Annotated in this window: 21 protein-coding genes and 1 pseudogene; 17 read left to right on the top strand and 5 right to left on the bottom strand. The window is 55.8% G+C overall.

Features of this window, described 5'->3' with window-relative positions; translation table 11 throughout:
- Window positions 1-40: 40 nt before the first annotated feature.
- Window positions 41-715: a TRM11 family methyltransferase gene (locus ACFQDL_RS31175; RefSeq protein WP_379913668.1), complete on the bottom strand. Its 675-nt coding sequence runs from the start codon at window positions 713-715 to the stop codon at window positions 41-43.
- 735 nt (window positions 716-1450) lie between these two features.
- Between ACFQDL_RS31175 and ACFQDL_RS31180 the strand changes: the two genes are divergently transcribed.
- From ACFQDL_RS31180 to ACFQDL_RS31205, 6 genes are all read left to right on the top strand, one after another.
- Window positions 1451-2359 carry a ParB/RepB/Spo0J family partition protein gene (locus tag ACFQDL_RS31180; RefSeq protein ID WP_379913670.1) on the top strand — a complete coding sequence of 303 codons (909 nt, stop codon included), beginning with the start codon at window positions 1451-1453 and terminating at the stop codon, window positions 2357-2359.
- The gene (locus ACFQDL_RS31185; RefSeq protein ID WP_379913672.1) at window positions 2356-2565 is read left to right on the top strand and encodes a hypothetical protein; all 210 of its coding nucleotides are present in this window, start codon (window positions 2356-2358) and stop codon (window positions 2563-2565) included. The genes ACFQDL_RS31180 and ACFQDL_RS31185 overlap by 4 nt, the downstream gene beginning before the upstream one ends.
- A 155-nt stretch (window positions 2566-2720) precedes the next feature.
- Window positions 2721-3164: a hypothetical protein gene (locus ACFQDL_RS31190; RefSeq protein ID WP_379913674.1), complete on the top strand. Its 444-nt coding sequence runs from the start codon at window positions 2721-2723 to the stop codon at window positions 3162-3164.
- Window positions 3157-3525, top strand: a complete 369-nt coding sequence (locus tag ACFQDL_RS31195; RefSeq protein ID WP_379913676.1) for a hypothetical protein — start codon at window positions 3157-3159, stop codon at window positions 3523-3525. The genes ACFQDL_RS31190 and ACFQDL_RS31195 overlap by 8 nt, the downstream gene beginning before the upstream one ends.
- Before the next feature lie 104 nt (window positions 3526-3629).
- Window positions 3630-4037: an H-NS histone family protein gene (locus ACFQDL_RS31200; RefSeq protein ID WP_379913678.1), complete on the top strand. Its 408-nt coding sequence runs from the start codon at window positions 3630-3632 to the stop codon at window positions 4035-4037.
- A 130-nt stretch (window positions 4038-4167) separates the two neighbouring features.
- Window positions 4168-4722, top strand: coding sequence for a hypothetical protein (locus ACFQDL_RS31205; protein WP_379913680.1), 555 nt, complete (start codon window positions 4168-4170; stop codon window positions 4720-4722).
- 92 nt (window positions 4723-4814) lie between these two features.
- On the opposite strand, the pseudogene ACFQDL_RS31210 reads toward ACFQDL_RS31205, so the two are convergent.
- Window positions 4815-4979, bottom strand: a pseudogene (locus ACFQDL_RS31210) (IS1595 family transposase); the annotation flags it as partial.
- Window positions 4980-5078: 99 nt separating this feature from the next.
- On the opposite strand from ACFQDL_RS31210, the gene ACFQDL_RS31215 reads away from it, so the two are divergent.
- From ACFQDL_RS31215 to ACFQDL_RS33135, 4 genes are all read left to right on the top strand, one after another.
- Entirely contained in the window at window positions 5079-5426 is a 348-nt protein-coding gene (locus tag ACFQDL_RS31215; protein WP_379913682.1) for a hypothetical protein, read from the top strand.
- Window positions 5427-5599: 173 nt separating this feature from the next.
- On the top strand, window positions 5600-5833 hold the full coding sequence (locus tag ACFQDL_RS31220; protein WP_379913684.1) for a hypothetical protein: 234 nt from the start codon (window positions 5600-5602) through the stop codon (window positions 5831-5833).
- Window positions 5834-5881: 48 nt separating this feature from the next.
- Entirely contained in the window at window positions 5882-6508 is a 627-nt protein-coding gene (locus ACFQDL_RS31225) for a tyrosine-type recombinase/integrase (protein WP_379913686.1), read from the top strand.
- Between the two features lie 6 nt (window positions 6509-6514).
- Window positions 6515-6727 carry a ribosome modulation factor gene (locus ACFQDL_RS33135; protein WP_465264023.1) on the top strand — a complete coding sequence of 71 codons (213 nt, stop codon included), beginning with the start codon at window positions 6515-6517 and terminating at the stop codon, window positions 6725-6727.
- Between the two features lie 147 nt (window positions 6728-6874).
- On the opposite strand, the gene ACFQDL_RS31230 is transcribed toward ACFQDL_RS33135, so the two are convergent.
- Window positions 6875-7747 (bottom strand): restriction endonuclease, encoded by an 873-nt coding sequence (locus ACFQDL_RS31230; protein ID WP_379913688.1) that lies wholly within the window; start codon window positions 7745-7747, stop codon window positions 6875-6877.
- A gap of 525 nt (window positions 7748-8272) precedes the next feature.
- Here ACFQDL_RS31230 and ACFQDL_RS31235 point away from each other — a divergent pair.
- The 3 genes from ACFQDL_RS31235 to ACFQDL_RS31245 are packed head-to-tail and all read left to right on the top strand — an operon-like array spanning window position 8273 to window position 11314.
- Window positions 8273-9523: a tyrosine-type recombinase/integrase gene (locus ACFQDL_RS31235; RefSeq protein WP_379913690.1), complete on the top strand. Its 1251-nt coding sequence runs from the start codon at window positions 8273-8275 to the stop codon at window positions 9521-9523.
- Entirely contained in the window at window positions 9520-10485 is a 966-nt protein-coding gene (locus ACFQDL_RS31240) for a tyrosine-type recombinase/integrase (protein WP_379913692.1), read from the top strand. The genes ACFQDL_RS31235 and ACFQDL_RS31240 overlap by 4 nt, the downstream gene beginning before the upstream one ends.
- Window positions 10478-11314 (top strand): tyrosine-type recombinase/integrase, encoded by an 837-nt coding sequence (locus ACFQDL_RS31245; RefSeq protein ID WP_379913693.1) that lies wholly within the window; start codon window positions 10478-10480, stop codon window positions 11312-11314. Before ACFQDL_RS31240 ends, ACFQDL_RS31245 begins: the two co-directional genes overlap by 8 nt.
- Before the next feature lie 60 nt (window positions 11315-11374).
- Here the strand turns inward: ACFQDL_RS31245 and ACFQDL_RS31250 are convergent, their stop codons facing one another.
- The gene (locus tag ACFQDL_RS31250; RefSeq protein ID WP_379913695.1) at window positions 11375-12322 is read right to left on the bottom strand and encodes an IS30 family transposase; all 948 of its coding nucleotides are present in this window, start codon (window positions 12320-12322) and stop codon (window positions 11375-11377) included.
- Window positions 12323-12789: 467 nt separating this feature from the next.
- Between ACFQDL_RS31250 and ACFQDL_RS31255 the strand changes: the two genes are divergently transcribed.
- The 4 genes from ACFQDL_RS31255 to ACFQDL_RS31270 are packed head-to-tail and all read left to right on the top strand — an operon-like array spanning window position 12790 to window position 21978.
- Window positions 12790-13077 carry a hypothetical protein gene (locus ACFQDL_RS31255; protein ID WP_379913697.1) on the top strand — a complete coding sequence of 96 codons (288 nt, stop codon included), beginning with the start codon at window positions 12790-12792 and terminating at the stop codon, window positions 13075-13077.
- A gap of 35 nt (window positions 13078-13112) precedes the next feature.
- Window positions 13113-15260, top strand: a complete 2148-nt coding sequence (locus ACFQDL_RS31260) for a hypothetical protein (protein WP_379913699.1) — start codon at window positions 13113-13115, stop codon at window positions 15258-15260.
- The gene (locus ACFQDL_RS31265) at window positions 15224-18238 is read left to right on the top strand and encodes a hypothetical protein (RefSeq protein ID WP_379913701.1); all 3015 of its coding nucleotides are present in this window, start codon (window positions 15224-15226) and stop codon (window positions 18236-18238) included. The genes ACFQDL_RS31260 and ACFQDL_RS31265 overlap by 37 nt, the downstream gene beginning before the upstream one ends.
- Window positions 18235-21978: a hypothetical protein gene (locus ACFQDL_RS31270; protein WP_379913703.1), complete on the top strand. Its 3744-nt coding sequence runs from the start codon at window positions 18235-18237 to the stop codon at window positions 21976-21978. Before ACFQDL_RS31265 ends, ACFQDL_RS31270 begins: the two co-directional genes overlap by 4 nt.
- A gap of 1002 nt (window positions 21979-22980) precedes the next feature.
- Here ACFQDL_RS31270 and ACFQDL_RS31275 read toward each other — a convergent pair.
- The gene (locus ACFQDL_RS31275; RefSeq protein WP_379913705.1) at window positions 22981-26685 is read right to left on the bottom strand and encodes an SIR2 family protein; all 3705 of its coding nucleotides are present in this window, start codon (window positions 26683-26685) and stop codon (window positions 22981-22983) included.
- Window positions 26686-26900: the final 215 nt, after the last annotated feature.

Below are 26900 nucleotides of genomic sequence, written 5' to 3' on the forward strand. Positions count from 1 at the left end.
AGGGGTGCAAGGCACCCCTGACTCTCCCTCCTCGATGTAATCAAGATGCTTTCGCAACGGGCACGCTAGCTTTTTCTTCACCGGTAGCCATAGATTTTTGCGTCTGCTCAGCGTAGTAAGCGACTCCCGAAGGTTGCCGGGAAATAGTGTTGAGCGCCACGATGCTCATCAAGGCGGGCGAGACCTGGCGCGATTCAAAATAATGCATGAGCTGGAGCATACAGCCTTTGACCATTAATCGGTCGATGTCTTCAAGGTACAACTTCGCCTCAGCTATTCCCTCAGGGCCTCGGGATTCGAGCAGTCGTTCAAGCCATACGATGGTATTGATGCCGGTCCCGCAGCACGGCTCATAGAAGTGGAGACCGTCTTGTTGTGGCTCATCGAACGTCATCAGTGCCATCAGGCGAGCTACTTCAGGAGGGGTGGGATAAAACTGCGTACCCTGCTTATAGAAACCTGACTCACTCAGGACGTACCCCAGAATGTCGCTGGTGGGATCCGCATTCATCGCCGCAGAAAGCAAGTGGGATATCTCACAAGCAGTTTGGCCGAGTTCATTCGGCATCTCCTCTGAAGGAGGATATAACCCTGTTTGTTGGAACGCCCAATGATCAATGAATTGAGTAATGAATCGAGATACGCCCAACCGGTAGCGTGAAGTCTCGATTAGATCAAGGGCTTGCTTTGTAAGGTCTCGCGCATAGGGTGTCATGAATGGTTCCTTATCTGTCCCGTGAAAACAAAGAACCCCGCTTGGCGGGGTTCGGGATCTGTCTTAATAGGCAGCAGGGCGAAGCAGGGATGCTTTGATGAATCCGGGAGTATCAGGCATCTCCCGAGCTACGAATTGCTGGCGCTTTTGCAAAGGCCAAGTCATGAATTCGACAAGCGCGACACGCATTCTGATAAGATGCTGAGTACGCATACCATTTGTCTCCTTGATGTGTGGTATGTGGGGAGGGCCGCACCGTTCTTCGACCTTCGTTGCGGCCCTCTCTTTTTATATTACAGTATCATATTATAATATCAATATCGCTAATACTGATCCTATGATGTTTGTGCCGATACCGAAGATGAGGCTAGAACGTCTTTGTATGGACTTGGCCAAGGCATTACTGGTCTTGGTCTAAAAGCCATCCCCCATCTCCTGAGCCCTAAAATCTTTCACATGTGAAAGATCTGGCCCTGAGCCTCTCGTGTGTTTGAAGGAAGGCCATTCGCAATAATTAAGGTGTATTTGCCCAAAATGGGCGCCAGTGCCTGGCCAGTAAGTGAACGAAGTGAGGCAAAATACTTTGTGCTGACGGAGCAGAGTGCCAAATCTTTCACATGTGAAAGATTTGGCGCTGGTGGAGCTGATAGTTAATATGCCGCCCTATTTACAGTATCAAAATATGGTGCTATAAAATGCGACAGGAATGGACCAAACGTCAAAGGAGCGTCCGCGATGGCACAGGCAAACTCATTGAAATCTTTGAATCGAGAGTCGTCCGATGTCTCGAAGAGCGATCTTTTCTCAGTGGCACCACACTTGCTGCTGGAAGAAGAGGGCTTCAACACCCGTGGTGCGTTCTGCGAAGACTACTATGAGCGTCCCGACATCAAAGCGGGGATTCGTGCGCTGGCGGATGCATATCGGCGCGGTGACTATGTGCCTCCAATTATCGTCAAGGTGCGTGATGGCAAGGTGTATGTCCGTGAGGGCCATCGGCGCCGTAGGGCCATTCTCCTGGCGATCTCAGAGGGTGCAGAGATCCGCAAGATCCAGGTTCTGGAACACAAGGGTGACGAGGCTGAGCAAACGCTTCTGATCGCCACCAGTAACGATGGCTTGCCACTGACGCCGCTCGAAAAGGCCGTCATTTATGGGCGTCTTGCCAACTGGGGGTGGAGTGACCAGGAAGTCGCAGAGCGGGTTGGCCGCACTGCTGAGCACGTCCGTCAGGTACGGGCGCTGTTGGATCTACCGCTGGACCTGAAGAGGATGATCCAGGCAGGCGAGGTCGCCGCGACTTATGCCGCAGAATTGTTTCGGGAGCACGGAGAACAGGCGGTACAGGTGCTGAAAGACGCTCAGTCTGAGAATGGCGACGACAGGGCTAGGAAAGTCACCCGCAAAAACGTCGAGAAGAAGCAGAGCCCAAAGATCGCCAAGAAAGTCGTTGCAGCAATGCACAAGAGTGTGAGCTCGATCACCAGACGTCTGGATACCCTTCGGGGAGATGGCGATACTTTCACCCTGACCCTCACCCGAGAGGATGTTGAAGAGCTTCAGGCGCTGCGCGAGAAGCTCGCAGAGATTGAAGGTGGTGGTGAGGAAGCCTCTACTGAGGAACAACGGGAGTTGGCCCTGTGAGCGATGCGAAGCAGGATAAGAATCAGCTCGCGGAAAGCATGGCCGTCTTCCTGAACAAGCATGGAGCTGAAGAAGCGGGCAAATTGCTTTGTCGGTTTCTGTTGACCGTGGCCCACGCCTCAAACCCGTCTGAAATTCAGTTCACCGACAAAATGGGACAGGTGCAAATCCGGGCCTTGGCTATATCGAATAAGACACTGCACTGAAGACATAGAACAGAGAGGGGAGATTAGTCCATTAGTCCGCTCTGGTTTCTGATGATCACAGCTGTCGCTATGATTGGTAGCGGGGAAATGTGGCTCGCTGATAAGGCGTTGTGATCAAGCACCAAATACACCTACCCCGAGGAAGTAAAGTACCGATGACGACTGCTATAACAATACTGTTTAGCCTGGCCTTTCTTATCTGGGTGGCATGGCCTGTCGGTAGCATGTTTATGCAGGACAAGGCGTTACGCGATTTCTATGGGGAAGGTAATTACTCCAGTGTCGCCGCAGGCTTGAGGCCCATGGGAAGCATGATTGGTATTGGTTACATCGAAGAGTTGAGAGCCAGCCTTGATAGCGAGGCTGAATATCAGTGTCGCGGTGTCACGAAGCTGGATGGAACTCCTCCCAGCATGTCCTTCCCTGACGACAGTGAACCGGTATGTTGCTTGTTAGCGGATGACCAAATGATGATCCCTTACAAGATTGACGGTGACTCCCTGCATCTGATCTGCGGCGAGTGGCCGGTGACGGAGGAAGTGATATTGTCGCCAATTCCAGACCGGTTGAAACAGGCAGCAGGTAGAAAAGATGCCTAAGCTCAGTGATCACTTCCGATTGAAGAAGCCTTGCCAGAACTGCCCGTTCCGGATTGAGGGGGCAATTGAGCTTGCCCCTGGAAGACTGGAAGGGATCGTCAAGGACATCGTTGAGAACGACATGACTACTTTCCATTGCCACAAGACCGTGCATTCGAAGAATGGTGGTGAATGGGATGAAGAGGGCAACTATGTCGCTTCAGGACAAGAGGCAATGTGTGCCGGTGCTGCCGCATATCTCATGAAGGTTGGGAGGCCGACAGTTGCTATGCGTATGGCTTTCGCTGTTGGCGATGCCACGGTCAATGACTGGGACGAAGCTCAGTTTATGATCATTGATCCATGGGAAGGGGAAAGCTAACTGAGAGAGTGTAGAAGGCAACAAGAACTATTTTATGCTTTCATGGGATACAATAGCATATTAAGATTGCACAATAGATATTGTGGTTATTGAGGAAGGTTGTGATGATGGAAAAGACTAATTTTACAGCAACTTTGCTGCGTAAGAACTCGTTACGCAAGGCGTGTCAAGAATTGAGCGTCTCTGATCTTGCGAAGGCTATTCAAGATCTGGAAGAGATCAAGGAAGAAAAAGCTGAAGCAGAGGAGGCCAGAAAAGCTGTAGAGCAAGAGCGCCTAGAGGCCATCCGCAAGATTCAAGAGCAGCTGGCGGAGCTTGGTTTGTCTCCAGAGGACATTGAGAAAGTTGGCGCCGGCAAAGGTCGGGTTCGTGGAAGCGTAGCACCGAAGTACCGACTGATTGATGCTGACGGGACTCCGCACGAATGGTCCGGTCGTGGCCGTACACCGAAAGTCTTCCAAGAACGGATCGATAAAGGGGCTAAGAAAGAAGACTTCCTCATTCAGGAGTGATTTGTTCCGGAACGGTCCGTTCCTTTCAAACTGTTGGAGCAGGGTACCTCTGGCCCTGTTTCAACTATCCAAGATCCGGATACCCATTACTTCCTACCACAAGAATTTACTTCAAAGAAGGTAATTCTGCATGTCAGAACGAACTTTGAGCTATCTGGCAGGTATCTTACTGTTTATCGGATTCGCTGTTGCGGTACGTTTCTTTATTAACGGATCATGGGCGTATGGAGTCGCCTCGATAATAGCGGGGGTTATTTGCGGCGTTGGAATATTGCGCGGACCATCACCAGAAATTGCGGTTGCAGCCATCACTGCTCTTACAGGTTTGGGGGCCGTAGGTGTGATGACTGACGACATCCCCAAAAGAATGCATAGCTCTCTTGAAGCGCAAGAAGTTGCATTTAATCTGATTAATAGCATTGACACTTGCCTAAATATGAAGCCAGGGTATGACTATTTGCGAGGGCAAGCCATCCAGATCTGCGCAGTGAAAAGTAAGATAGATCAGATGAGCATGGTGATCGCTGCCCGTAAGGCACTTAACTTTGGGCCAGAGCTTACGCTCCTGGATGGAGTGATCACGACAGCGAAAACGTCTGGGGAGCCGGTATGCCAGGTCATATACCGTCAGATTCAGCCCCAGTGCTCTGTTTTGCCAAAAGTAAATACTCAAGCCTCAGAGTAGCACTGGATTGATGAACAAGTGAATACACCACCTGCCAGTAAGGTATATGTACTTTACGCATATAAGAACTGCTGGTGCAAAGTCCTAGCTGATTACCCAAAAACCTCAGCCATCTTTAGCAGCCGGTACGGCATCGGCGGTGTTCGCGCAGCGTGACGGCCAAGCTTGGGCAACAGGGCTCGCAGACCAAACCGGTTGGTGAACCGGTAGCAATACTCCGCCAGATGCCGGGGCAGATACTTGGCACCGATCGAGTGACGACGGCGACTCGTCTGGGCGAAGTCCGTACCTTCTGCGGCGTGCTGGCCTATACCGGCTGCCATCTCACCGAAGCCCTGGAGCTGACTAACCTTCGAATGGTCGATCTCAAACGCCAGTCGCTGACCTTTAAAAGTCTCCGCAAACGCAAGCCGAAGGATTTCCGGACGGTGCCCGTGCCGCCCAAACTAATCGAAGCTCTCGACCAGGTGGACAACGTTGGGGAACGGCTCGGCCGAGGGCGGTACCGGTTACTCTGGCCTTGGAGCAGGGCCAAGGCCTGGTGCAAGGTGCGTGAGGTGATGCAGATGGCCGATATTGAAGGACCGCAGGCCATGCCGAAGGGCTTGCGACATGGCTTCGGGGTAATCGCCGCCGAGAACGATATCCCGATCACGTTCACATCGATACAGATCACGACTAAGACGGTGAATCGCTATAACTAAGTGTGATTCACGGCGCCCGGCCCGAAGGGCACCATCAGACCCCAAATAGCCCCGAACGGGGCGTTTTTTGGCTTGTCGTGAATCAAAATATATATAGTTTGATTCAAAGGGCGTCGTCGGCCCTTGCCATGCCCGGTGAGGCCGATTCCAATGAACGGAAAGAGGAGTGAGCGATGAAGGACTTTCGAAAGGAACGCATCGGCGTCGCTAACGCCGCCCGCCTGCTTGGCGTGAGTGTTAATGAGCTTAAAGACGCCATCCGGAATGAGGGGCGCTTGAGAGGCGTCATCATGCCCAAGCCCATAATCTGTGGAGCCGGAGCTGGACATTATCAATTTTACGCGGGTGACATCATGGATTGCGCTGCGCAGTTGAAAATGAAAACACCAAGGGCAATGCCCAATTGATCCAATCGAGCCTGAGCTATTACACCACATTGCAGGATACGCGGAAGCATGCGCGAAATTGCCCCCGAAATGCGGCTGTACAGCCCTGACGGTGATCGTCTCTACCTGACGGCGGCGGAGCGAAAGGCGTTCATCGCCGCAGCGGGCGCTGAATCCCCCGAGGATCGCCTGTTTTGCTATGTCCTGCATGATACCGGGTGCAGGCCCTCCGAGGCCCTGGCATTGACCGCTGATCGCGTGCGCGTGGAAACCGCCTCTATCACCTTCCGGTCCCTGAAAAAGCGCTCTACGGACAAGCAGGGGCGCGCCAAGCAGCCACAGTACCGAAACGTGCCGGTACCGGAGCGCCTGATCGATCAGTTAGACCTGGTTTTTGACGTGCGCCGGGTGCAGGGCACCGCCGCCGGCAGCGCCCGCTTGTGGTCGATGAGTCGCCCGACCGCCTACCGGCTGATCAAGCGGGTCATGGATCGGGCCGGGATCGAGGGTAAGCAGGCGACGGGGAAAGGGCTGCGGCACGGGTACGGTGTCGCGATGGTGACGGCCGCCCGACCATTGCCGATTCATGTGTTGGCTAAAGCGATGGGGCATAGCTCGACCAAGACAACGGAAATCTATTTGCAGGTGATCGGGCAAGAGGAGCGAGAGCTGTTTGCCGGGGCCTGGGGAGAGTGATCAGCAATGTACAGGGATGATGACGAATATCGCCAAGAAGAACTGCGGCGTTGTTGGTATGCAGCAGAGGCGACAGGCTATCGGGCGGGGCTCGATGGTCGGGAGCGTCGCGAAAACCCCCACGGAGCACGAACAATCGAGTCTGATGCCTGGGAGCAAGGGTGGAGTAGTGGCAGATACGAGATCGAAGGCGATCCGGTCTATCACCCGGTCGAGTGAGCACTGTCGCCTCCCGTTGGTCGTTGACTCCCGAAGCCTGGAAGGCAATAAAGGGGGAAACTCGCATGCACGGTTCTTAGGAGGGCTGTGGCTGGTAACAGTCACAGCCTATCCGATCCGAATTCTGCGTTCACCCCAACTGAAACTCTAGTTCCGGATACCTCGACACTGTGGAAACCGAGAACAACCCCAGAACTCCTGTCCCACATTCGCTCCCTGGCGGGCTCTACGCTTCACCATAGGGGATGAACAACGTGGGCACAGAACAATCTCAGAGTGAATCTCAGACGGTTTCAGAGCGTCTTCTGGTACAGACTGTGCTGCTTTTCGGAGCATCGTGTCGAGCTTGGCTCCGTCGATCAGGCTGATCCTCTTGCCGTTCGCAAATGCCCTTGCTTCTTCTGTGAAGTCGCCGGAGGTCACGACGAAACCACCTTTGGCGCCGGCCGCGGTCATGACACCGTACAACTCGCGCACCACCGACACACCGACACTGCGAGCCCTCCAGTGTTTGCACTGAACGAGGAATGTCTGGCCGTCCTTCTTCAGGTGTACATCGACACCACCGTCCGGGCCTTGCTCGCCACCATCGACCACACTGTAGCCTGCCTGCCGGAAGGCCTGACCGACAAGCAGTTCAAACTGCTGCCAGCTCATATTTTCTGTGCCGTGGTGGCTCTCAGCCGGCTTGCTAACGTTGTTCTGGCCCGCGGGAGTAACGAGATACTGCTTAGCTAGACGGCGACCGCTGAAAGCTTTGACGGCGGAAATCAGGGCGCCAAATAGAAAGGCCATGGGGATTGCGTACTGCAGTACGTTTAGCAGTGGCTGGAACAAGATGTCCGCCATGTTGGTCGGCAGTGCGCTGCCGGGCTTTGTCGCTACCTGTACGGGGCGGTCGGCGAAATGGTGAAGGACCAGGTAACTGATCAGCGCCGATGCAAGGCTGGCCCAGCTCGGCAGCCTGGATGCTATATGGACCAGGTCGTTGATGACCGAGGCGCGGCGGTTCCTTGCCATATTTCGATCCTCTTAATGCTGACAGGTGTAGTAGTTCGGGCGCCCAATATCGGAAGGCGAGCGCGTTAGTCCCGCCTTCCTCCGCCAGGCCGACCGGCTCTTTCGTGCGCACGAAATGCCATAACCTTGAAGGAAATCGGATAGCTCAGTCGGTAGAGCAGGGGATTGAAAATCCCCGTGTCAGTGATTCGATTCCACGGCTTGGGAGCTGGGATCCGATATGCACCTGTACGTGGCGGGTGCCTTACCTCCTAACTCCAACAGTTGGGGTTATGAGTCAAGGAGTCAGCCACTTACAGGCACATCAGGCTCCGGTGCCCAAGCCGTGGAGTAGGCAGCTTTGTGCCGCTATGTAAAGCTTTACATAGCGGCACCTATGTATAGTGCGCAACTATGTAGAGCTCGAGCACGTCGTGTAGGCAGAGACCGCGTGCTTGCTGGCCCGGGGCGAGCTAGAGTGCTGCTGAACTTCACATAGTTTTTCTGATTTCCTGAAGAGGTCACCCACCACTTCAGGAGATCGTGATGAACTCGACACGTCTGCACAGTAAAACAACAGAGTTGCTGCTTGAGACGCCGTTAGCGCCGTATGTTCCTGCGTTTACCCAGTATCTGGCCGAACACCGCTATTCCTCCCATTCCAGCGCCTGCTACGTTCGCGCCATTGCTCACTTTGGCCGCTGGATGCGCCAGTCTGGGCTCGATATACAGCACATCGACGAAGAGGCAGTCCGGCAGTTTCTAGATGAGCACTTGCCTTGCTGTCACTGTGCCAGACCGGTGCACCGAACACGCACTGACTTGAGCGCAGCGCTGGGACATCTGTTGGCTGTACTCCGTGGCGAGGCAGTCATTGCCGCGCCACAGCCAGAGATGACACCCGTAGACGAGGAGCTTCGCCGCTTCGACAACCACATGAACTACGTCCGTGGGCTTGCCCCGAAGACGCGAACCTTGTACCTGCGAACGGTACGCCGTCTGCTTCTGGAGCAGTTTGGGCGTCAGCCTGTTGTCATTTTATCGATCGCGCCCGAGGCGTTGCGCCGGTTTATTGCCAACCAGCGCACGCTGTATTGCACGTCGGCCAGCGCCGCCACACTGTTGTCGGCATTGCGCTGCTATTTCTACTTCCGCATCGCCTGTGGCGACCCTGTAGATGGATTACTCGGCGTGGCCGCCTATCCAGCGCACTGGCAGATGGCGTCATTACCGAAGGGGTTGTGCCGCTCCGAAGTCGAACGTCTGGTAAAGGCCCTCGGCGGGAACTATCCGTCCGCACGCCGGGCCGATGCCATGGTGCGCTGCGCCTTGGATCTTGGCATGCGTTGCGGCGAGATAGCCAGTCTCAGATTGGATGATATCGATTGGCGTGCCGGCACCCTGACGCTGCGCAGAACCAAGGGCTGTCGCGCGGCCATACTGCCTTTGCCTGATGCTACAGGCCGCGCCATTGTCGACTATCTGATGCTGGAGCGCCCACAGACCACCAGTCGGGCGGTATTCGTGCGTCGCATCGCACCGATGGACCGCCCCCTCGGCTCCGATTGTGTGCGCAAGACGATTCGCCAAGCCTATGGGCGTGCCGGCCTGCCCTATACCCGGTCGCACCTTTTGCGACACACCATGGCCAGCCGTTTGCTGGAGGGTGGCAGCTCGCTCAAGGAGGTGGCCGATGTCTTGCGCCATCGCTCGCTGAACACCACGTTGATCTACGCCAAGCTCGATAGCCGGAACTTGTTGGCTGTCGCCCTGCCATGGCCGGGGAACGCACTATGAGCACTTCAGTCCCCCTGCAAGATTACGCCGAGCGCTATCTCGTCGAGCGTCACCAGCTCGGGTATGGACTTGGCAACAGGTATGCCATCAGAAGCTTTGCGCGCTATGTCGATGGCCTCGATCATGAGGGGCCGCTCACCGTCGAGCTTATGGTCTCCTGGGCGCAGTGCGCCAAGACCAACAGCGATAACCCCACCACTTGGGCCCGGCGGCTAAAGGCGTTGCGTCCCTTTGTCCGCTGGTTAAAACAGTACGAACCACGCCACGACGTTCCAGACGACACGCTTTTCGGGAGAGTCGATCGACGACTGGCTCCACACATCTACAGCGAACAGGAGATTATTGACTTGCTGATGGCCGCGCGCCGTCTTCACCCTGTTCTGCGCGGAGCAACCTACGAGACCCTGTTCGGCCTGCTGGCTGCCACCGGGCTGCGTGTATCCGAGGCGGTACACCTGATGGACGCGGATGTCGATCTGAAGGCGGGCTTGCTGTTTGTGCGGCAAACGAAGTTCGCCAAGTCCCGCCAAGTGCCCTTGCATCCAAGCACAACCAAGGCATTGAGACGGTACAGGGAGCTGCGCAACCGCCAGGTCGAAGTTGCCGAGGAGATGCCGTTCTTTGTCGGTACCCGGGGCCAACGTCGGGGGTATACTCTGGGCCTGCGCCAGGTCCGGCGGGTCTTTATAACGCTGCGGGAGCAGCTGGGCTGGATCAACCGTGGTGCTCACGCCGCTCCCCGCATCCACGATCTGCGGCATACCTTCGTCGTTCGTCGCATCCTGCTCTGGCAGGCGCAGGGCGTGGATGTCGATCAGGCCATGCTGTCATTGTCCACCTATGTCGGTCACGCGAAGATCACCAACACCTACTGGTACCTGACTGGCGTGCCAGATCTGATGGCAGTGGCAGCCGCCCAGTTCGAGGCCATTGCTTCAAGACTGGAGGTGCATCATGGTTAAAGCTGCGCTTGTAAGCCCTCCATCGTTTTCCTCCTTGGTACAGCAGTTCTTCACTGAGTATCTGGTCTCGCAGCGTGCTATGAGCCCCCATACCGTTGCTTCATACCGCGATACCTTCATGCTGTTTCTGGCGTTCGCGCACAGACGGCTCGGTAAGCCGCCGACTGATCTGAGCTTTGCCGATTTTGAACCCGACCTGATTCTGGCGTTTCTGGATCACCTGGAGTGGCAACGTCATAACTCAGTGCGTACTCGCAACCTGAGGTTGACTGCTTTGCGCTCCTTCCTGAAGTTCGCGGCACGTCGCGACCTCTCCTCACTACACCATATCGAGCGTGCGCTGGGGGTGCCGATGAAGCGCTTCGAACGCCCTATGCTGGGATATCTCTCGCGCGAGGAGATGCTGGCGGTAATTGGCGAGCCGGGGAGCAGTTGGACGGCGCAACGGGATCACCTATTGCTGGTCATGCTCTACAACACCGGTGCACGGGTTTCGGAAATCATTGCCGTGCACATTGCCGATGTAGTGTTGGGCGTTTCCGCCTGTGTTCATCTACACGGCAAGGGCCGCAAGCAGCGTAGCGTACCGTTGTGGAAATCGACCGCTCAGGAGATTCGAGCCTGGCTACAACGCAACCCGGCATTGGTCGCAGATGCGCCCTTGCTGCCCAATCGAGACGGGCAAACGATGACTCGCACCAACGTCAACCAGCGTCTGGCGCTTGCGGTAGCTCGCGCTTGCGCAGCATTTCCCACGCTCGCGAAACGCCACATTTCCCCCATTCCATTCGTCACGCCACTGCAATGCATATGCTGCAGTCCGGGGTAGCCCTCAGTGTGATTGCTCTTTGGTTAGGTCGCGAATTCAACTCCGAAGTGCGACACCCGCCTATGCAGCCTGAAGGTATTCCTGAAAGACCACTTCAGGCTGCCTGAACTCGAGGCATTTTCTGGGCCTCTGGTTTAATCGCTTCTCTGCCCGCCTGACATCGTCGTCAGAGATCGTCCGTAGATCCGTTCCCTTCGGGATGTACTGGCGAAGCAGGCCGTTAAAGTTCTCATTCAGCCCTCGCTCCCATGAGGAATAGGGATGGGCAAAGTAGACGTCCGTATCCAGCGCCTTGGCAATGTCCCGATGCTCAACGAACTCGGCGCCATTATCCGCCGTGATCGTATGCACATGAGCCGCATAGGGCTTGAGCATGTTGATGATGGCATCCCGCACATCAGCGGCCCGTTTGGTCTCGACCTTGCGCACCAGATACATTCGGCTTTTGCGCTCCACCAGGGTGACCAGCGCGCCAGTACCGGGCTTGCCCAATACCGTATCGACTTCCCAGTCGCCGAAGCGCTCCCGCGTATCCACGATGGCCGGTCGCTCGTCGATTGAGCGGGGCTCCGGGATGACCGAGCGTTTGCTGTTCTTACCTCGGCGATACCGCTTATGTCCCTGACGCAACGCCTTGTAGAGCTTGCCGCCACGCGCTTTGTCGGCCGCCACATGGCGGTAGATCCACTCATGGCTGACCGGCATCCCAATACGGCTGCCAATGCCGCTGATCTGTTCCGGACTCCACTGCCAGGACAGCGCCAGCTCCACATACAACACGGTCTGCTCCGGCACCCTGTACTTGGGCGTCCTGGCTCGGCGTGCGACTGTTGCAGCCTGAGCCAGTTCGGGCTCGTAGACCCCGTTGCGTCCATTACGTCTAAGTTCCCGATACACCGTGGAACGATGGACCTCTACTGCTTTGGCGATCGCTGCTGGCGAACATCCTTGCGCAAGGAGAGCCGATATCTGGTATCGTTTCCCCTCAGTCAACTGCTGATAGCTCATGGTGATACTGCATCTACTTTGGCGAGCTGAAGCGTATCACTGTCAGCAGTTGGCTACCTCTCGCCGTTCAACCATGAGTGTCGCACTTATTATCTGAATCCCCGGGTCATGAAAGTGCGGCCACCACGCATCAATATATCGAAGCGGACCTGGCAATGAAGGACAGGGCTCTGTCTCGACTTCAAGACCCCGGTACCAAACTCCAGCATTACCGCCCGCCAGATGCCCTGATGCAGTTTCTTCAGGCGCTATAACTATGTAAAGAACTCGTCAGCCCAGAACCCCGCTATATCTGGGCTGATGGGTGTCCAAGCACCACAACTATACATAGTTTCAAACTATACATAGGTGCCCAAAGCGGACATTGCCGCCAGTTGCTTTGACTCTCCAAATTCCTCGAAAGCGGACATTGGAAAGAACAGTGTTTCCCAGCCCTGAACATGCAACTCTAGGAACTAGTTCAGTAGATGGCAACCAATCTTCAAAATGGTCATTTTATGAACAGCTATGGCGTGGTCGGTGAAAGGGATGTCGGCCTCAAATTCTATCCTCGAAATACACCCCTAGCATTAATCTCTCAAAACGACATCACTGTCACCCCTATTGAAGTTGAGTGTACTACAGCTGATGCAGGACCAGCCGGCTTGCCGTTTTTACTCAGGTTTACTAGTGCTGAATCGAGAAAAGCGACTGTGGAAAGCTCAGGCATAGATAATTCTGCGGTTCCACGAAAGATGCTTATGTGGCAATCTTGAAATGAAGTTTTTGATATGGAATTGGTGCTCTGACCATGTGTCCTGCTGAAAAAGACTCCAGTCCTCGATCTACCGGACCAGCAGGCAGCCAGTTCGAGACGAAAGTCGGAACGCATTATGCGCTCGCCTTGCTGGCGAACACTGAACCGCTCGGACTGCCGGGCGCGATCGTCGATCGGCTTGAGTTCCAGAGGTCCAGCCAGGGACATCCGCTTGATGACGTCATAGTGTGGGGCGTGACGCCTCAGGGCGAGGAACGATGTCTTGAGATCCAAGTTAAACGATCAATAGCGTTCACGGAGAAAGACGCCAATTTCCAGTCCGTCGTTGACGGGATTGTCAGGGCGAGAAAGATTGCGCCGGATCGACGCTTTGCAGTTGCAATTGAGCGGACGACTGGTGTGATCGAGAATGGCGTGCAGGAAGCGCTGGAATTGGCGCAGCAAACGATCGACGCTGCGTCGTTCCTGAAGCTTCTGGAGACGCCTAGGCGCAGCAACAAAGATATGCGGGCGTTCGTGGCTGCATTCAGAGCGCTCCTCGCGGCGAAGGACGAAACAGGGGACGACATTCTCTATGACATCCTTCGGTCATTTTCGGTGCTGACTTTCGACTATGCACGTCCGAACTCTAGGGCGGAGCATCAGGACCGACTGCGTGCGCGGCATTTGGCGTCCGAGAAAAGCGGCGCCGATCTCTATGACCCGTTATTCGGGCTCGTTCTTCGCACCGACGCTATTGGCGGTGAATTGAACCGGGACGAATTGATTCGAAAGCTGAACGACCTCGGCGTAAGAGTCGGCGCGGCACCAGGGCTTGCCGTCGCGCGTCGCCATATTGAGGAACTGAGTCGCCACGCACTCGAAGACATCGGTCTCACGGTTAATGATTGTCGGCTCGCGCGGGAAAAGCCCCGGCGCGAATTGGAGGCGCTGCTTAAAGCGGCGGAGACTCAAGACGGCGTGGTTGAAATATCGGGACCCAGCGGCGTCGGTAAATCCGGCTTGCTGAGAACTGCGATCGAGGCGCGCGAGGCGGTGTCGCGCATTTTGGTGTTGGCGCCGGACCGGACACCGCCTGGCGGCTGGCCAGCTATGCGCGCCCTATTTGGTGTTGAGGCTACGGCTGACGAATTTCTTAGCGATCTCGCTTGCGACGGCGGTGGCTATCTCTGCATTGACGGCCTCGACCGGTTTCGCGACAGCGCTCAACGAAAGACAGTGATTGACCTCTTGCGGGCGGCGCTGCGTTGTCCGGGCGTGTCGGTGCTGTTCACCGCGCAGCCCGGATGGGAGGAGGAGAGCGCCCTCTGGCTTGGCGAAGAGGTGCTCGCGCAATTGTCTGCGCGGGCACGCATGATTGTAGATGGTCTCGACAATGACGAAGCCGAAGCGCTCGCCAAGGCGGCCCCGCAGCTCGCGCCCTTGCTGAGGCCGGACCACCCGGCGAAATCGCTCGCCCGCAATCTGCTGAAACTGCGGCTGTTGGTCAGCACGCGTCTCAATACGGCGGAGGCGATCAGCGAGGCCGCCTTGGCGAGAGACTGGCAGTCGTCCGGCGCGGGGACGGGTGAACGAACGAAAGGCGAGATACATTCCCGCAAGCGGGTGCTCAACGCTGTCGCCAATGGCCTCATCGACAATGCTGGGCTTGTTAATGTCTCCGGACAGGATGCGCAGGCCGTTGCAGAATTGATCGCGGACGAGGTGCTCGTCGAGATTCATCCGGATCGGGTCCGATTCCGGCATGATCTGTTTACAGACTGGGCGGTTGCCTGCGTGCTTTCGAATGATCCCGTCGTGATCGACAGGCTGGCGCTGGACGCGCCTCCGCCCTTCTGGATGGCGCGCGGATTTGAACTGGCCTCCCGGATGTTCGCCGAAAGCGGCGAGGACGAGGCGTGGCCGAAATTGCTCGTGCGCCTGGAGGCGGAGGGCGTCGCCCCCGGATGGGCGGGGCTGGCCCTGTTGGCGCTTGTCCGGTCCGAATACGCGAATGCTCTGCTCGGGCGATACGACGCTTGTCTGCTAGAAGATGACGGGCGCCGCGCGGCGCGGTTGATCAGACGCTTTGTCGCGTTGCATACGCAGTCGGCGACCCCCTGTTCAAGGAGGTCCTACCGGAAGGGATCGCCGCGCCGGAAGGGATGGCCATTCCGAAAGGGCCGGAATGGATGCGCCTGATCTTGTGGTGTTTGCAGCGGTTTGGCCAGTTGGGAGCGACAGCGTTGTCGGCTGCGGTCGATCTTTTCCAGAATTGGCTTGTTCTTGCAGCATTCGGCGAAAAGACCTTGACGCCGATCTTGCTCGATCGCTACGCCGATATCCTGGTTGCGGCTATTGAACGGAGGGACAGTCCCTTTCCGCGAAATGGAGAACCTCTTCCGGAAATCAAATACGCCGTGACGCGCGATGCGCTTGATACTGCCCGGCTCCATCTTGCGCTATGGGCGATGACCTCTCCCGGCGCCGCGGAACGATATTTGATCGCTGTCAAGGAATCGAAGCGACCGGAAGAGGCGATGAGTCGGATCCTTGAATTTCCCGGACGGTTGCCGGGTGCAGCGCCTGCGGAATTCTCGGCCGCCTTTCTGCGCGCGCTCGAAGACGATGAGGAGGAAGGCGAATTTCGTATGGGGCCAGCGTGCCGCCGCTCCTATGCCGTGTCGCGTGTTGACAGTCCTTTCGTGCGCGGCCGATGCGGTATTGGCGTGTTCACGGAAATCCTTGAAGCGGCGCCCGCCACGGGCGTGGCGTTCATCAGAGCCCTGACCGAGAGCGCCTGTGCGCGGGAGGAGAGCGACCTGGGGTTTTCGGTTCAGTTCCTGGGAGAGACGCGTAGCATTGAGGCGCTGTTCAGCTATGGATGGTCGCGCGGGAGCGCGCCGTCGGCCATGCTGACCAAGGCACTGGCGGCGATGGAGCACTGGGCGCATAGGAGACTTGACGGGGGCGAGACGCTTGATGCTGTGATCGGAGACATCATCGCCGAGAGGCCGATCGTTGGCGCGCTTTGGCTTCTGATTGTCGATCTTGTCCTGTCTCATTCATCCCTGAACGGAGCGGTTCTCCGAGAAGTCCTGTTGTCTCTGGAAACGCTGGCGCTCGACGCCGGCCGCGCCAATGTTGACGCGATCGATCGAATGGGCGGGGGATTTCTGGGACGCGCCTGGCGGGCGGGACCGGCAGCCGATCAAGCTGTCGAGGAAGATTTGGCTGGTCGCGTGTCGCGCAGCGTCGCGCTGCATGACGTCATACCTCAGATTGTCTTCAATCTGTCCAAGGAAGAACTAGGCACGCTGCAGGCACAGTTCAATGCAGCGGTGAGCCGGCTTGGGCCGTGGACGGACGAAGTGGTCGACTGGGCGTCGCCGCAGTTCATGGCGTCCCATGCGCTCCGCCTCACCGCCCGGGACAATTATGAACTCGTCACGGAAAAGGACGCGGCGGGCAAGGAACGCAAGGGATGGATTTATAAATGGCCTCCCGGACAGAAAAAATGGCTTGAAGAGGGATCGGCGAAAGCGAATGCGGAGCATTTGACGTTCTCCCGGTCGCTGGCGGTCCGCGCTGCGATGGACGACGAAACCAAAATCGTCAATGTAAGCGCCACCGATGCGGAAGTGATTCTGGACGAGACCGCTGCGGTCGCCCCAGGCGAAGATGAGGCGTCGCATGATCCGAACGATCCCTGGCTTGCACGGGTTTCCGCCGCGGCGTTTCTCGCCCGAGTTGGGTCTCAGGAAGAAGTAGCGCGGCGTCGGCAAGAGATTACATCGATCTTCGGACAGGCGCTGCAATCTTATCAGGATCGGTCGAGAGCCCTGCCGCGCGATGATATCATGTACGACGCTTACGCGATGGCGATCGCCGGGCGTCTTTACCTTGCGGCTACTTCCGGAGGTGAAGAGGATGCGGAGGATCTCCTCCAGACGGTGGCCGCATTTCCGGCAAGCGCCGCGCCTGCTTTCCTGCGCCATGGCGGCGCAGTCCAGAAGATTGATGAATTGCTTTTGATCTCGCTTAGCCGCATCGCACTCCTCGCCTGCATGATCCCACGGCGCGCGCATTATGGCGAGGACGAAGCGGCTTACGGCAAACGCCGCACCGAGTTGGAGTCCCGTCTTGCCTCACGGATCGAAGCGGAACGGCAATGGCGGAAAGGTGGCGCGGAGCCGGACTGGCCAACGCCTCCGCCACGGCGACCACGGCGTCGGAAATTAACCCTGACAATAGGAGGAACAGGTGGTGCTGAAAAACGCGTCCCGCGCGAACCGGAGTGGTCGGACTATTATTATGATGAAAGAACAGGGACGGCCTGGTTGCGGATTCTCGCACGCCTTGGCCCAAGCGCCGGATCGACGTCGAAGGCGGTGATGCGCGCCAATCGCGACTGGCTTCTGGAGACGAACAGGCCGGTGGAGGACACAGAAGACGGCGGCTACATCGAGCGCGTCTGGACGCGCGGCTTGATGGACTATGCAGCGGCGCATGCCCGTCACTGGTCGGAAGACATTTGCCAGGAGCTGGTTTTCGACGTGCTCAAAGCCTTTTCCGATGAAGCTTTCATCGACGCTGCGGCGGCGTTCATCGTGCAGAGCGATCTTCATCTTATTGAAGGTAATGCGGCGGATCGAGCCTATCTGTTGTCGGTGCGCGAGGCTTTATGGCCACGTCTCAAGGAGACATGGCATTGGCGCAGCCATTTGTGGTCGTCGAGAGACGGCATGGAGATTCACCTAAAAGAGCTTGTCAGCGCATTTTTCATGCGGTTGAGCTACGGGTTTGGCGATGGGCAGTCTTATACAAAGGGTTTGTCCGACCCTGAACTGTCACTGTTCTTACCGCTGCTTTCGGAGATCGCTGGCGAGGCGCCATCATGCCCGACTATTACCTATCTGTATCTGAATGTCCTCGAATGCCTGGATCCATCGACGGCTGAGGGGCCGCTCGCCATTACGGCGGAACGATGGGCGAAAGAAGCGAACAATCGTTTCTGGAACGAGCTTGGCGTCGGGCGCCGGGTCCTCAACATCGGACAAAAGGCGGCGATTCTGTCAGATATATCAGCATGGAATGCTGTTTGTGAGGCGCTCATGGCCTCGGGCGTGACTGTAGGGGCCGAGTTTATAGAGCGCCTTCACGGGGAGGCGAGCCGATGAGCCCGGGAGCTTCGAAGACTTTGCCGGAAGTGGCAAATAGCGACGCCAACTCACACGACAATAGAGCCGGGACTTTGGCGCCCTCCCGGACCCGAGCAAGGCTGTCGGAGATCACAGACGAAGGTTTATTTGAACGTGTGGCTGCCGGCGTTCTTAGAATTGCGGAGCCTGTTTTTCACGGGATCGTGGAGACAGGCACAAATGCTCGTGGACAAACAATAGCCGATCCTGCGGACGGGATCCTGTATACGACGGCGCAAGATGGTGAAGGGCTGGCGGTCATCGCCCATCACACCATCACGCGAAAAGCCGGTCTACGATCGAAGTGGCTGGGTCCGACTGACGGCGACGTGGTGAAAGCGATCCGGTTATTCGAATCTGCTTTGACGCGGGTCGGAGAGCGAAAACGCATCTTAATTCTGACCTGTTCAGTCGAACCAGACAGCGCTCTTGTCACGGACATCGAAGCAGTGGCGGCCGATCACGAGCTGACGATCCAAATCTGGCCGGGAAGCCGGCTCGCCCATGTCCTTGATGTTCAATCAGATGGTCAGTGGCTGCGTTACCAAAGTCTCGGCATGCCGCAGCAGCGATTGTCGCCCGACCTGTTGAAGAAGATCGCCGCTCAGACAATCGAGGACGCGCGGCCGCTCGGTGATTCCGCTGAATATGTCCCTCGGAAATTATCCGAACAACTGGATGATCGCTTCGCCGGCAATGATAATTTAGTTTTTGTTCAGGGACGATCTGGAACGGGAAAATCGGTGCTTTGTTATGATTGGGCGAAGCGTGTCGAGGCCAGAGACGGTGTCTGTTTGATCCTCAATGAGGAAGTATTGGCGGCGTCAAGCTCCCTGGAGGAAGCGCTTGCGCGCGTACTGAAGGCGTATGCGCCGGGGCTGAGCGAGACGAGTTTTCAGAATGCTGTGACGGAGGTATCGGGGGCACCAGGAGTTTTTCTTTGGGTTGAAGACGTCAATCGAGCGAGCGCGCCAATAGATCTGATCCGAAAACTGTTTCGATGGATGGCCTCGGCTTCCGGCCGGGACGCTGACATAAGCCAGCGACTCAATCCGCGCCTCAAGATTTTGTGCCCGGTGTGGCCGGAGCATATTCAGGCCATGACGCGAGATGAACGGGCGAAAATTGACAGGGCGTCGTTATACGTCGCGGACTACAGCTGGGACGAGGCGACGGAAGCCGTCCTGAGGCGCGCCCAGACCCAAACGATCACACTCACGCGGTTGCAGGCTTTTGAAGCGGCGAGAGCACTCAATTTTGACCCCTTGCTCATTGGGCTTGCGACAGATTGGAAAAGGCTCGATCCGTCGAGCATCATTGGCATTTATGTTGACGATGCTTTGGCGCGATTATCGGCAGATGGCCAGTACAGAAAGTCAGAATACAGGCAATGCTTGTTGCTGTTGAGTGCGCACATGCTTACGGGACGTGACTTATCACCTGCCTTTGATGACGCCATGGAGGTGATGCGGCGGAATGGACAGGAGGAACGATTTCGGCGATTGATTCACGACGGAGCCGTCATCAGCATTGACGGCAGCGATCGGCTACGATTTCGTCATGACCGTGTTCGCGATTTTATCTTGGTTGAACATGTGGTCGCGCTCATCAGAGACAGCGACGAAATTCCGGAAATCCTGAAAGACCCGTTTTTGGCGGAAGTCATCGGCGCAGCCGTATTTTCTCAAGCCGCAAGCGCCGACATTGAAACGCTCTGCGATGCCATTTCTCCGCTGGCTGTCTTCCATGCTTTCGCAAGGGCCGTGCGTGCCAAAAGCGATCTCAGGCCGCAGATTTTCAGGCTTTGCGAGAAGCAGTTGGCGTCCTCCGAATTTCTAACGGGGCCGAAGAGCCAGATGTACGCTACTCAGTCCGTACTCGCCCAGTTGGACGGAACCGATGTTCGGTGTTTGTTGGAGGCGGCGGGAGAGCATAGTTTCTTCCAGCAAGAAGGGCTGGCGCGAAACGGATGCGTCAAATCGGCGGCGGCGTTCTGCTATCACCATGATCCATATATGGCCTCGCAGCAGCGAGATGCGCTCCTGTCTCATTTACGCAGTACGGCGGGCGAAGCCTGGGTATGCGACGTTGGAAGTTATCTGACCGAGTTTGATGGATCCGAAAAGCTCGAGCAGGGAGCGCTCTACCTTGCGGGAGAAATCGGCGAAGCCGAACTTATCGCTCCCCTTAAAAGGCGATGGGCCGCGCATGTCTCCGCCGGACGCTCTCTGACAGCTGGCATGCTCCACGCGGCCATTCGGTGCGCCGTTGGGCGGGACGATGCGTTTGTGGAGGAAATTGTTCGGGCCTGGGCAAGCTTGCCAGAGAAGGATGACGAGAGGGAGCACTCGAACCCGCGATATGATGTCTCTCATTACGCTCTTGGCGGCGCTGTACGGCGGGATCCTTCCGATCGGATCATTGGCTATCTTCTGAAATTGCCACAACGATTATCTGAACTCAAAAGCCCTGTGGCGTCGATTCTGCAGAATGCAGATCATCCGGAAGCTGTTAAATATATTGCAAGGGTGGTTGCTGAAGTGGATCATCGCTGCGAAGGCACGGATAAGCTCAATCCATGGGGGATGAGCTTCGCTGACCAATGGGGTCGAATACGCGATCAGGGCATCAAACAGATGAGCGAGCGCTCTCGTGCTGCGTTGAAGACCGAATGGGAAAACCAAGACAATGACATTTGGGTGCGGCGCCGGTCGTTCGATCTCTGGAGTGCGAGACTCAATCGAGAGGACCTGAAGGAACTCGCATCATCTCCACCAGTAGGACTGGAGGATCGCACATTGCGCGCGCGTTTAATGAATCGAGACGCAAGCGCAAAGACCGAATTGGGGCAGATGATCCTCAAAGAGGCGAACGACTGGTATTGGCTTCAATACGCCCGGTATGTCGGCACGAACGGTTTGGAGGACGTTATCCGCGAGCTCTTTGCGCGGCGGCGGAAGTTTTATGAGGAGGAGCCTGAAGGTTATTTTCGTGCTGACGATATTTTGCCCGAACTAATTGGCGACCGTGATGATGAATTTGCCCTGCGTACAATTCTGGAGAATTGGGACCAGGTCCAATTCAAAAAGAACTATGTGATCGCGCTGCTTTATCTCGCAAAACCGGAAAGTCTTGCGGCTGCAAATGTGGCGATCGAGCAGTCGCATGAGCCTGAGAAGATCTTGGAATTTTTTGATCGTCGTATCGGCGTCAAAATGTACAATCGACCGGGTATCAAGAGACGAGAGCAAATCGAAGCGATCCTCCCATATTTCCAGCACCTTTCTGACCTTGAAAAGTGGAGCTTGTGGGAAGCGTGCAATGATCGTGGATGGTTTGAATGGCGGCGCGAGCGCCTCGATCCGTTATTCTCATTCCCGGAAGATCGAGATTTTGCGAGAATCGATGAGGTAGAAGATTTCCTATGGTTGGATAGAAGGCTAGCCCAAGATCGACGCTCCAGAAGTGAGGCGCACTTTTGGGCTGAGAGCAGGATTAAAGCTGGAATAACAACGAACGAACTTGTGCTCCGCGCGGCACGATACGCGGATGATAAACGTACCAGCGATGCTTATCGGTTTGTCTGCGACGTCATAGCTGAGCATGGGAAGCGTAGCGACTGTGAGTTTCTGGACAACGATTGGGCGCGGACTGACGAGGGTTTGCGAATAGAAAGGGAAAGTGCAGAGTTCTCTGTTAACTTGAGAACATTTGAATGAGATGGATTAGATGTAGTAATTCAGACCAAATCTGCTGGGAGATTTTGTTCGAAGTCCCAGCAGTGGACTATGTGCACCTTGTTTATTTTCATCCATTTTGCCATTTATCTAACGGGGGATATTGCAATTGGAGAGAATATTCCAATACCACTCCGTGCAGGTCAGTTAGAATCCTTAACAAAGATATTCCTAATCGAGCGACGGGCATTTGACGAAACTTGCCTCGAAACACAACTAGAATCACGTAAATTTCTGAATAAGCGAACATCTTTCAGAGCTTTTTACCTTAACAGATTGTAGTCTCGATATCGGTGGGTGGAGTTGGTGTTGATGTCCGCTTTCGAGAGGATCTGTCGCAGGGGTCCAGATTGGCTAATGACCGCTTCGTGCCGCTATGTAAAGCTTTACATAGCGGCACCTATGTATAGTTCCGAACTATGTCAAGTTTGTACGCGTGCCACTGAGAGAAGCCGCGTATTTTCTGGCTTAGGGCGAAATAGATCAATTCTGAACTCGACATAGTTCTTCTGATTTACTGAAGAACTCTCGAAGATCGTGATAAACGTGATGCATCTTCACCATCAGGCAACAGAATCATTTCTTGAGGGCCAGCTGGCCTCCTATCTTGCTGCTGATCTGATCATTAAGGTCAAGACTATGGTCAAGGCTCATGAGCCCAACACGAAGATCCAGCGTATTTGCCGACCTGTCTCTCTATTTCAGTTCATTCAGGCGCTGTGACTATGTATAGAGCTGGTCAGCCGAGAGCCGCGTTAACCATGAGCTGACGGCCCTCAGAGCGCCTCAGCTATACATAGTTCAGAACTATACATAGGTGCCGGTTGATGACCCTCCTGAGTCAGGAAGTATCTTTTTCTTGTGAGCTTAGTACTATGGTTCTTGAACCGAATAACGTATCTATTCATACCATCCTTAAGTGGCCCAATTAATTCAGTTAAGTGATGGAATTCGGTGTCAGAGCAACAATTCGTGACCAGGAGGTCAGCTTCGCTCGACGAGCTCGATGAGACGCAGGTAACGAGGATCCGAGGTTAGCGCGGGATTCGTCTCGGCGATTACGGCCAGCACCTTCGGCAACTCGTATGGTAGTCTTGTGAGGATCTGAGGTGTAATTGTATTCATCAGATCGAGGGTTGCTTCGGGGAAGCGCGTCGTTGTGATCGGTTCTTCGTCGTTGATCTCTCGGGTAAACCGATAGAGCGGATGGTCGTTCGTCTCCACAGGGACCAAAAACTTCTTCACGGCTTGGTACACGAATGGAAAGCTGTCGCCCGTGTCATCGAGAAGGCCAATCCAAGCTCTCATCGACGCTGAGGTGCGATACCTACGTTCTCTCGGCCAGACGTCGTTGATGAACGGGACGATAAGCTCGGTCCAGCCATTCTCGTTTTTTTGGCCAACCCTACCGAGCCAGAAAATGAACCGGTTTCGGGACTCATCCGACATGGACCGTAGCACCGTTCGCATCTCTCGTTTGGTCAAGCCGTCGGGCTGTTCAGGGTGGAAGACACGCATGAAGCCGAGCCACTGCGCCGCAACTTCCGATACGTCATGATCCCAAGAAATTCCTTCGATCCACGGGAATAGGTCAACCAGCAGGGGCTTGATGACCTCGGCCAAAGGCGGTCTCGGGGCTCTTCCTCCATGAAGGAAACCGTTCCATGCCGGTTCCGAGGCTGGATGATCGAAGAGCAACATCGGGATGAGGCGACCCTGGGTCCAAGTGGGATCGACGTACATGAGCCAGTTAAGCTTACTCATCGTTATCGACACAGCGTGGTCCGAGCCCTCGCCAGGGGCTGCGAAGAGGCGTTCAACTCGGCTCTTGATATACTCAGGTATCAGTGAATCTGCTTCTTGGGTCTCTCCAGGCACAGCTTGAAACAGCGCATTCGCGCACATTCCCAGAGGGCCAATGATAGCATGCCCGTACGTCCGCCTAGACCGTTCGATGACCTCGCCGCCTTGGCGAACCTCACCGAAACCACTCTCTGCGGCGTCAGCGCCGCCGCTCAGAATGCCATCAACGACATGGTCGTAGACCGCCCAACCAAGGGCATCGTCGAACTCAAGGACTGCGACCAGATTCTGTTCCAGCCAGCGTCCCAGGGGATGCCGCAGTTCCGCGATAACGTCGTACGGCAGTCGGGTCAGCCTGTGGAGGAAAACACGCCTCAGCCGAGGTGGGATGACCTCCGGCAGATCATTGATCAAAGACGACCAGAATGCCTGCGGATACTCATCTGCTTTCCCGACGACGGTCAACGCAGACAGCGCTTTGCGCGGGTTGGCCTTCACCAAGCCCGTGAAGGGGCGCTTCTCGGTGAAGCTGCCGAAGTCACGCTTTAGGTCATCCTTAGCCCGTGCAACGATCTCGTTCACGGGAAGGTCTAGCACCGCGTCTGGCGTCTCGTCCGTGCCGACCCAACCAACTTGGGAACCTCGCTGGATCACCGTCGAAGTTGCCCATCCATCGCTCCAGCGCGGGATGCCTTCGATGATAGCAGCAAGCCGAGCACTATTGTCCGCTGAAAGGACGCAGCCCTGTAGTTCAAGGTACCTGCCGCATCGTGCAGCGAACTTATCCCGTATGCCGGGATAGTCTTCATCTGGCCAATGGGAGAGTTGGTCAGGACCGGCCAGAATGCGCTCCGTCAGTCGATCACGGTGCTCCGGCGAAAATTCAGCCCACCTGTCCACAAGCAGAAACATAAGCTCACGGGCGACGTTAAAGTCCCAAAAAGATTCCTGATCGAACGACTGCACGGTCTCGGCAACATGATCAGCATTGAAGACTTGATCTTTAGCGAGTGCATACAGCTTTAATTTGCGGAAGAAGTACCTGTCCGTTTCCGGCCAAGTTGTGGCGTGGGCATTAGCCAACTCTGGTCGAAGATCAGAGAGCCGATCGAATAGTCGGACAAATAACTCCATGACTTCCGCCGCCTTCTCAACGAGTTGTCTGCCATCAGACTCGCGCTCTGGATAACAAGTCGGTGTTGGAAAGTAGAACCTCTCTACATCCGCTAACAGGCCGGAGGCAACGGTAAGCTGGTCTTCCAGAATGCCAAACACTTGGGGCAATACCTTATCTTGCGCGTTTAGGTCCTCACTGTGCCTCTCAAGAAACTTTATCTCGAACTGACCGATATCACTGAGGCGAATGTCATCCCAGTCTGCCGTCGGCGGCTTGGATCTGCCGAGGCCAAGCGGAGGGCTGATTACGACCCTTGGTTTGGAGACGTGTCGAAAGTAGCGAAGAACGCTGGCCGTCCAACCCTCGATAGCAATCCTTTTCTTGAGGTCAAACCAGTAGCCGTCCCACTGCCGGTTACGAGGGCAGCGATGGTGCTCCACGATCAAATTCCAGACATGACGGGCCCGTTCATGCGCGTTGTCCAAGCGTGAGATTTGCCAGTCAATGTGCTGGAGAAGGCGAGGGTGCAGCCCGTTCTGGCGAATAGCCCACCACGCCAACACCGGGCTGTCGATAGACTTTCCTATCCAGTTGATAAGGTGCCCCAGTCTGACCGGGGTCGCCTCGAAGCCATCAATTTGCATTCTATTGAGGCTGTGAAACTCGTACGGGTTGTCATCACCAGCACGCCATACGAGCAGGTTATCATTGCTGACGCCTTGCCGATGATCCTCGTTCGTGATGGTTTTAAGATCGTCATCAAGCCCGTATGCAAGTTTCGGATCGAAAGTATCGGCGTCTTCTCCGTAGCCACGGCTCTGCTTCGCAGACCGAACGTTCGCGTCAAGTACACATATCCATTCCGGGTGGGGAGCCGGATCAGTTTCCGAGAAAAGCCTCGCCCCTTGAACGGTCCGGAGCACGTGAGCGACCTGACCTCGCTCATGGGGAGCCATGTTTTTCGGGTCCTGCTGGCTGGCCGCTATGACAGATTCCCGCCATTGACGGGGATCGTCAGCGCGCTGTGCCCAGGCTTCCATCGTTCTCCAAAGACCGGGGTGATCCGCATAAGCTATGGCTGTCACGCCCCGATCACGCCACTTGGCTTCAATGTCCTCGGGCAACCCGCGATCAAATGCGTAGAGGCGAGAGCGATCATACTGCCCATCGTGGTTAAGCCCTTGAAGCAGATATTTGATAGGCGGGTCTTCGGCCTTATAGCCAACAAGAACCACGGTGTAGCGTTTCAGCAGGTTTCTGATGAAATTAGTCGCCCATCCTTCAGAGAGATAGGCACGTCCGAAGTCGGCGCTGCTTAACACGTAGGGATGATACACAGAACCAGCATCTGCCAATCTACCATGCAGGTAGGTGATGCCCTCTATCGTTGTTCCGAAGGTGAGGTCAGGAAATGATGGTGGAACGTGCAAAATCGTTTCTTCGGTGCGCGCTCCTGCCTCAAATAGACGGTCGAAATTCGTTGTGACGATCTGTGGCACGCCACTCTGGTTCGAGGAGATACGTTTGATCAGACTGTGCTCTCGGCCAACTTCATCGGCTTCAGTGGGAGCGCCTAGCCGTTCAGTGACCAGGGCGTTGACTTCTTCCTTGCCGTACTCTTGATGGAGCAAGTTGAAGATCTGATCCAACGGCATGTTTGCACCCGACGGGTCATCCAGCCAGGGCTGGAAAGCGGACATGATCTCGGAATCTTCGGGAGGATCGAAGAATTCGATTACATGTTGGGTGAGGCCAATGAAGTCGGGCATGCCCGAGGGCGATGAAACACCAGCTCCGCACAGGAAAACGACACGACCAGCGTCGCAGCGATCCAGAAGGATGTCAGGTATGGTCGGTCCGTCGGAATGAAATCTCATGGCCTAATATTATCAACAGCTGCCCAGGTGGACATAGAATTAAATTGTAGAAATATCAGATGTTCGCTTTAACGAACAGAAGCGCAGCATCGCCGATTGGCGGGGAA

Source organism: Marinobacterium aestuariivivens (assembly GCF_042661465.1).
Classification (GTDB): Bacteria; Pseudomonadota; Gammaproteobacteria; order Pseudomonadales; family Balneatricaceae; genus Marinobacterium_A; species Marinobacterium_A aestuariivivens.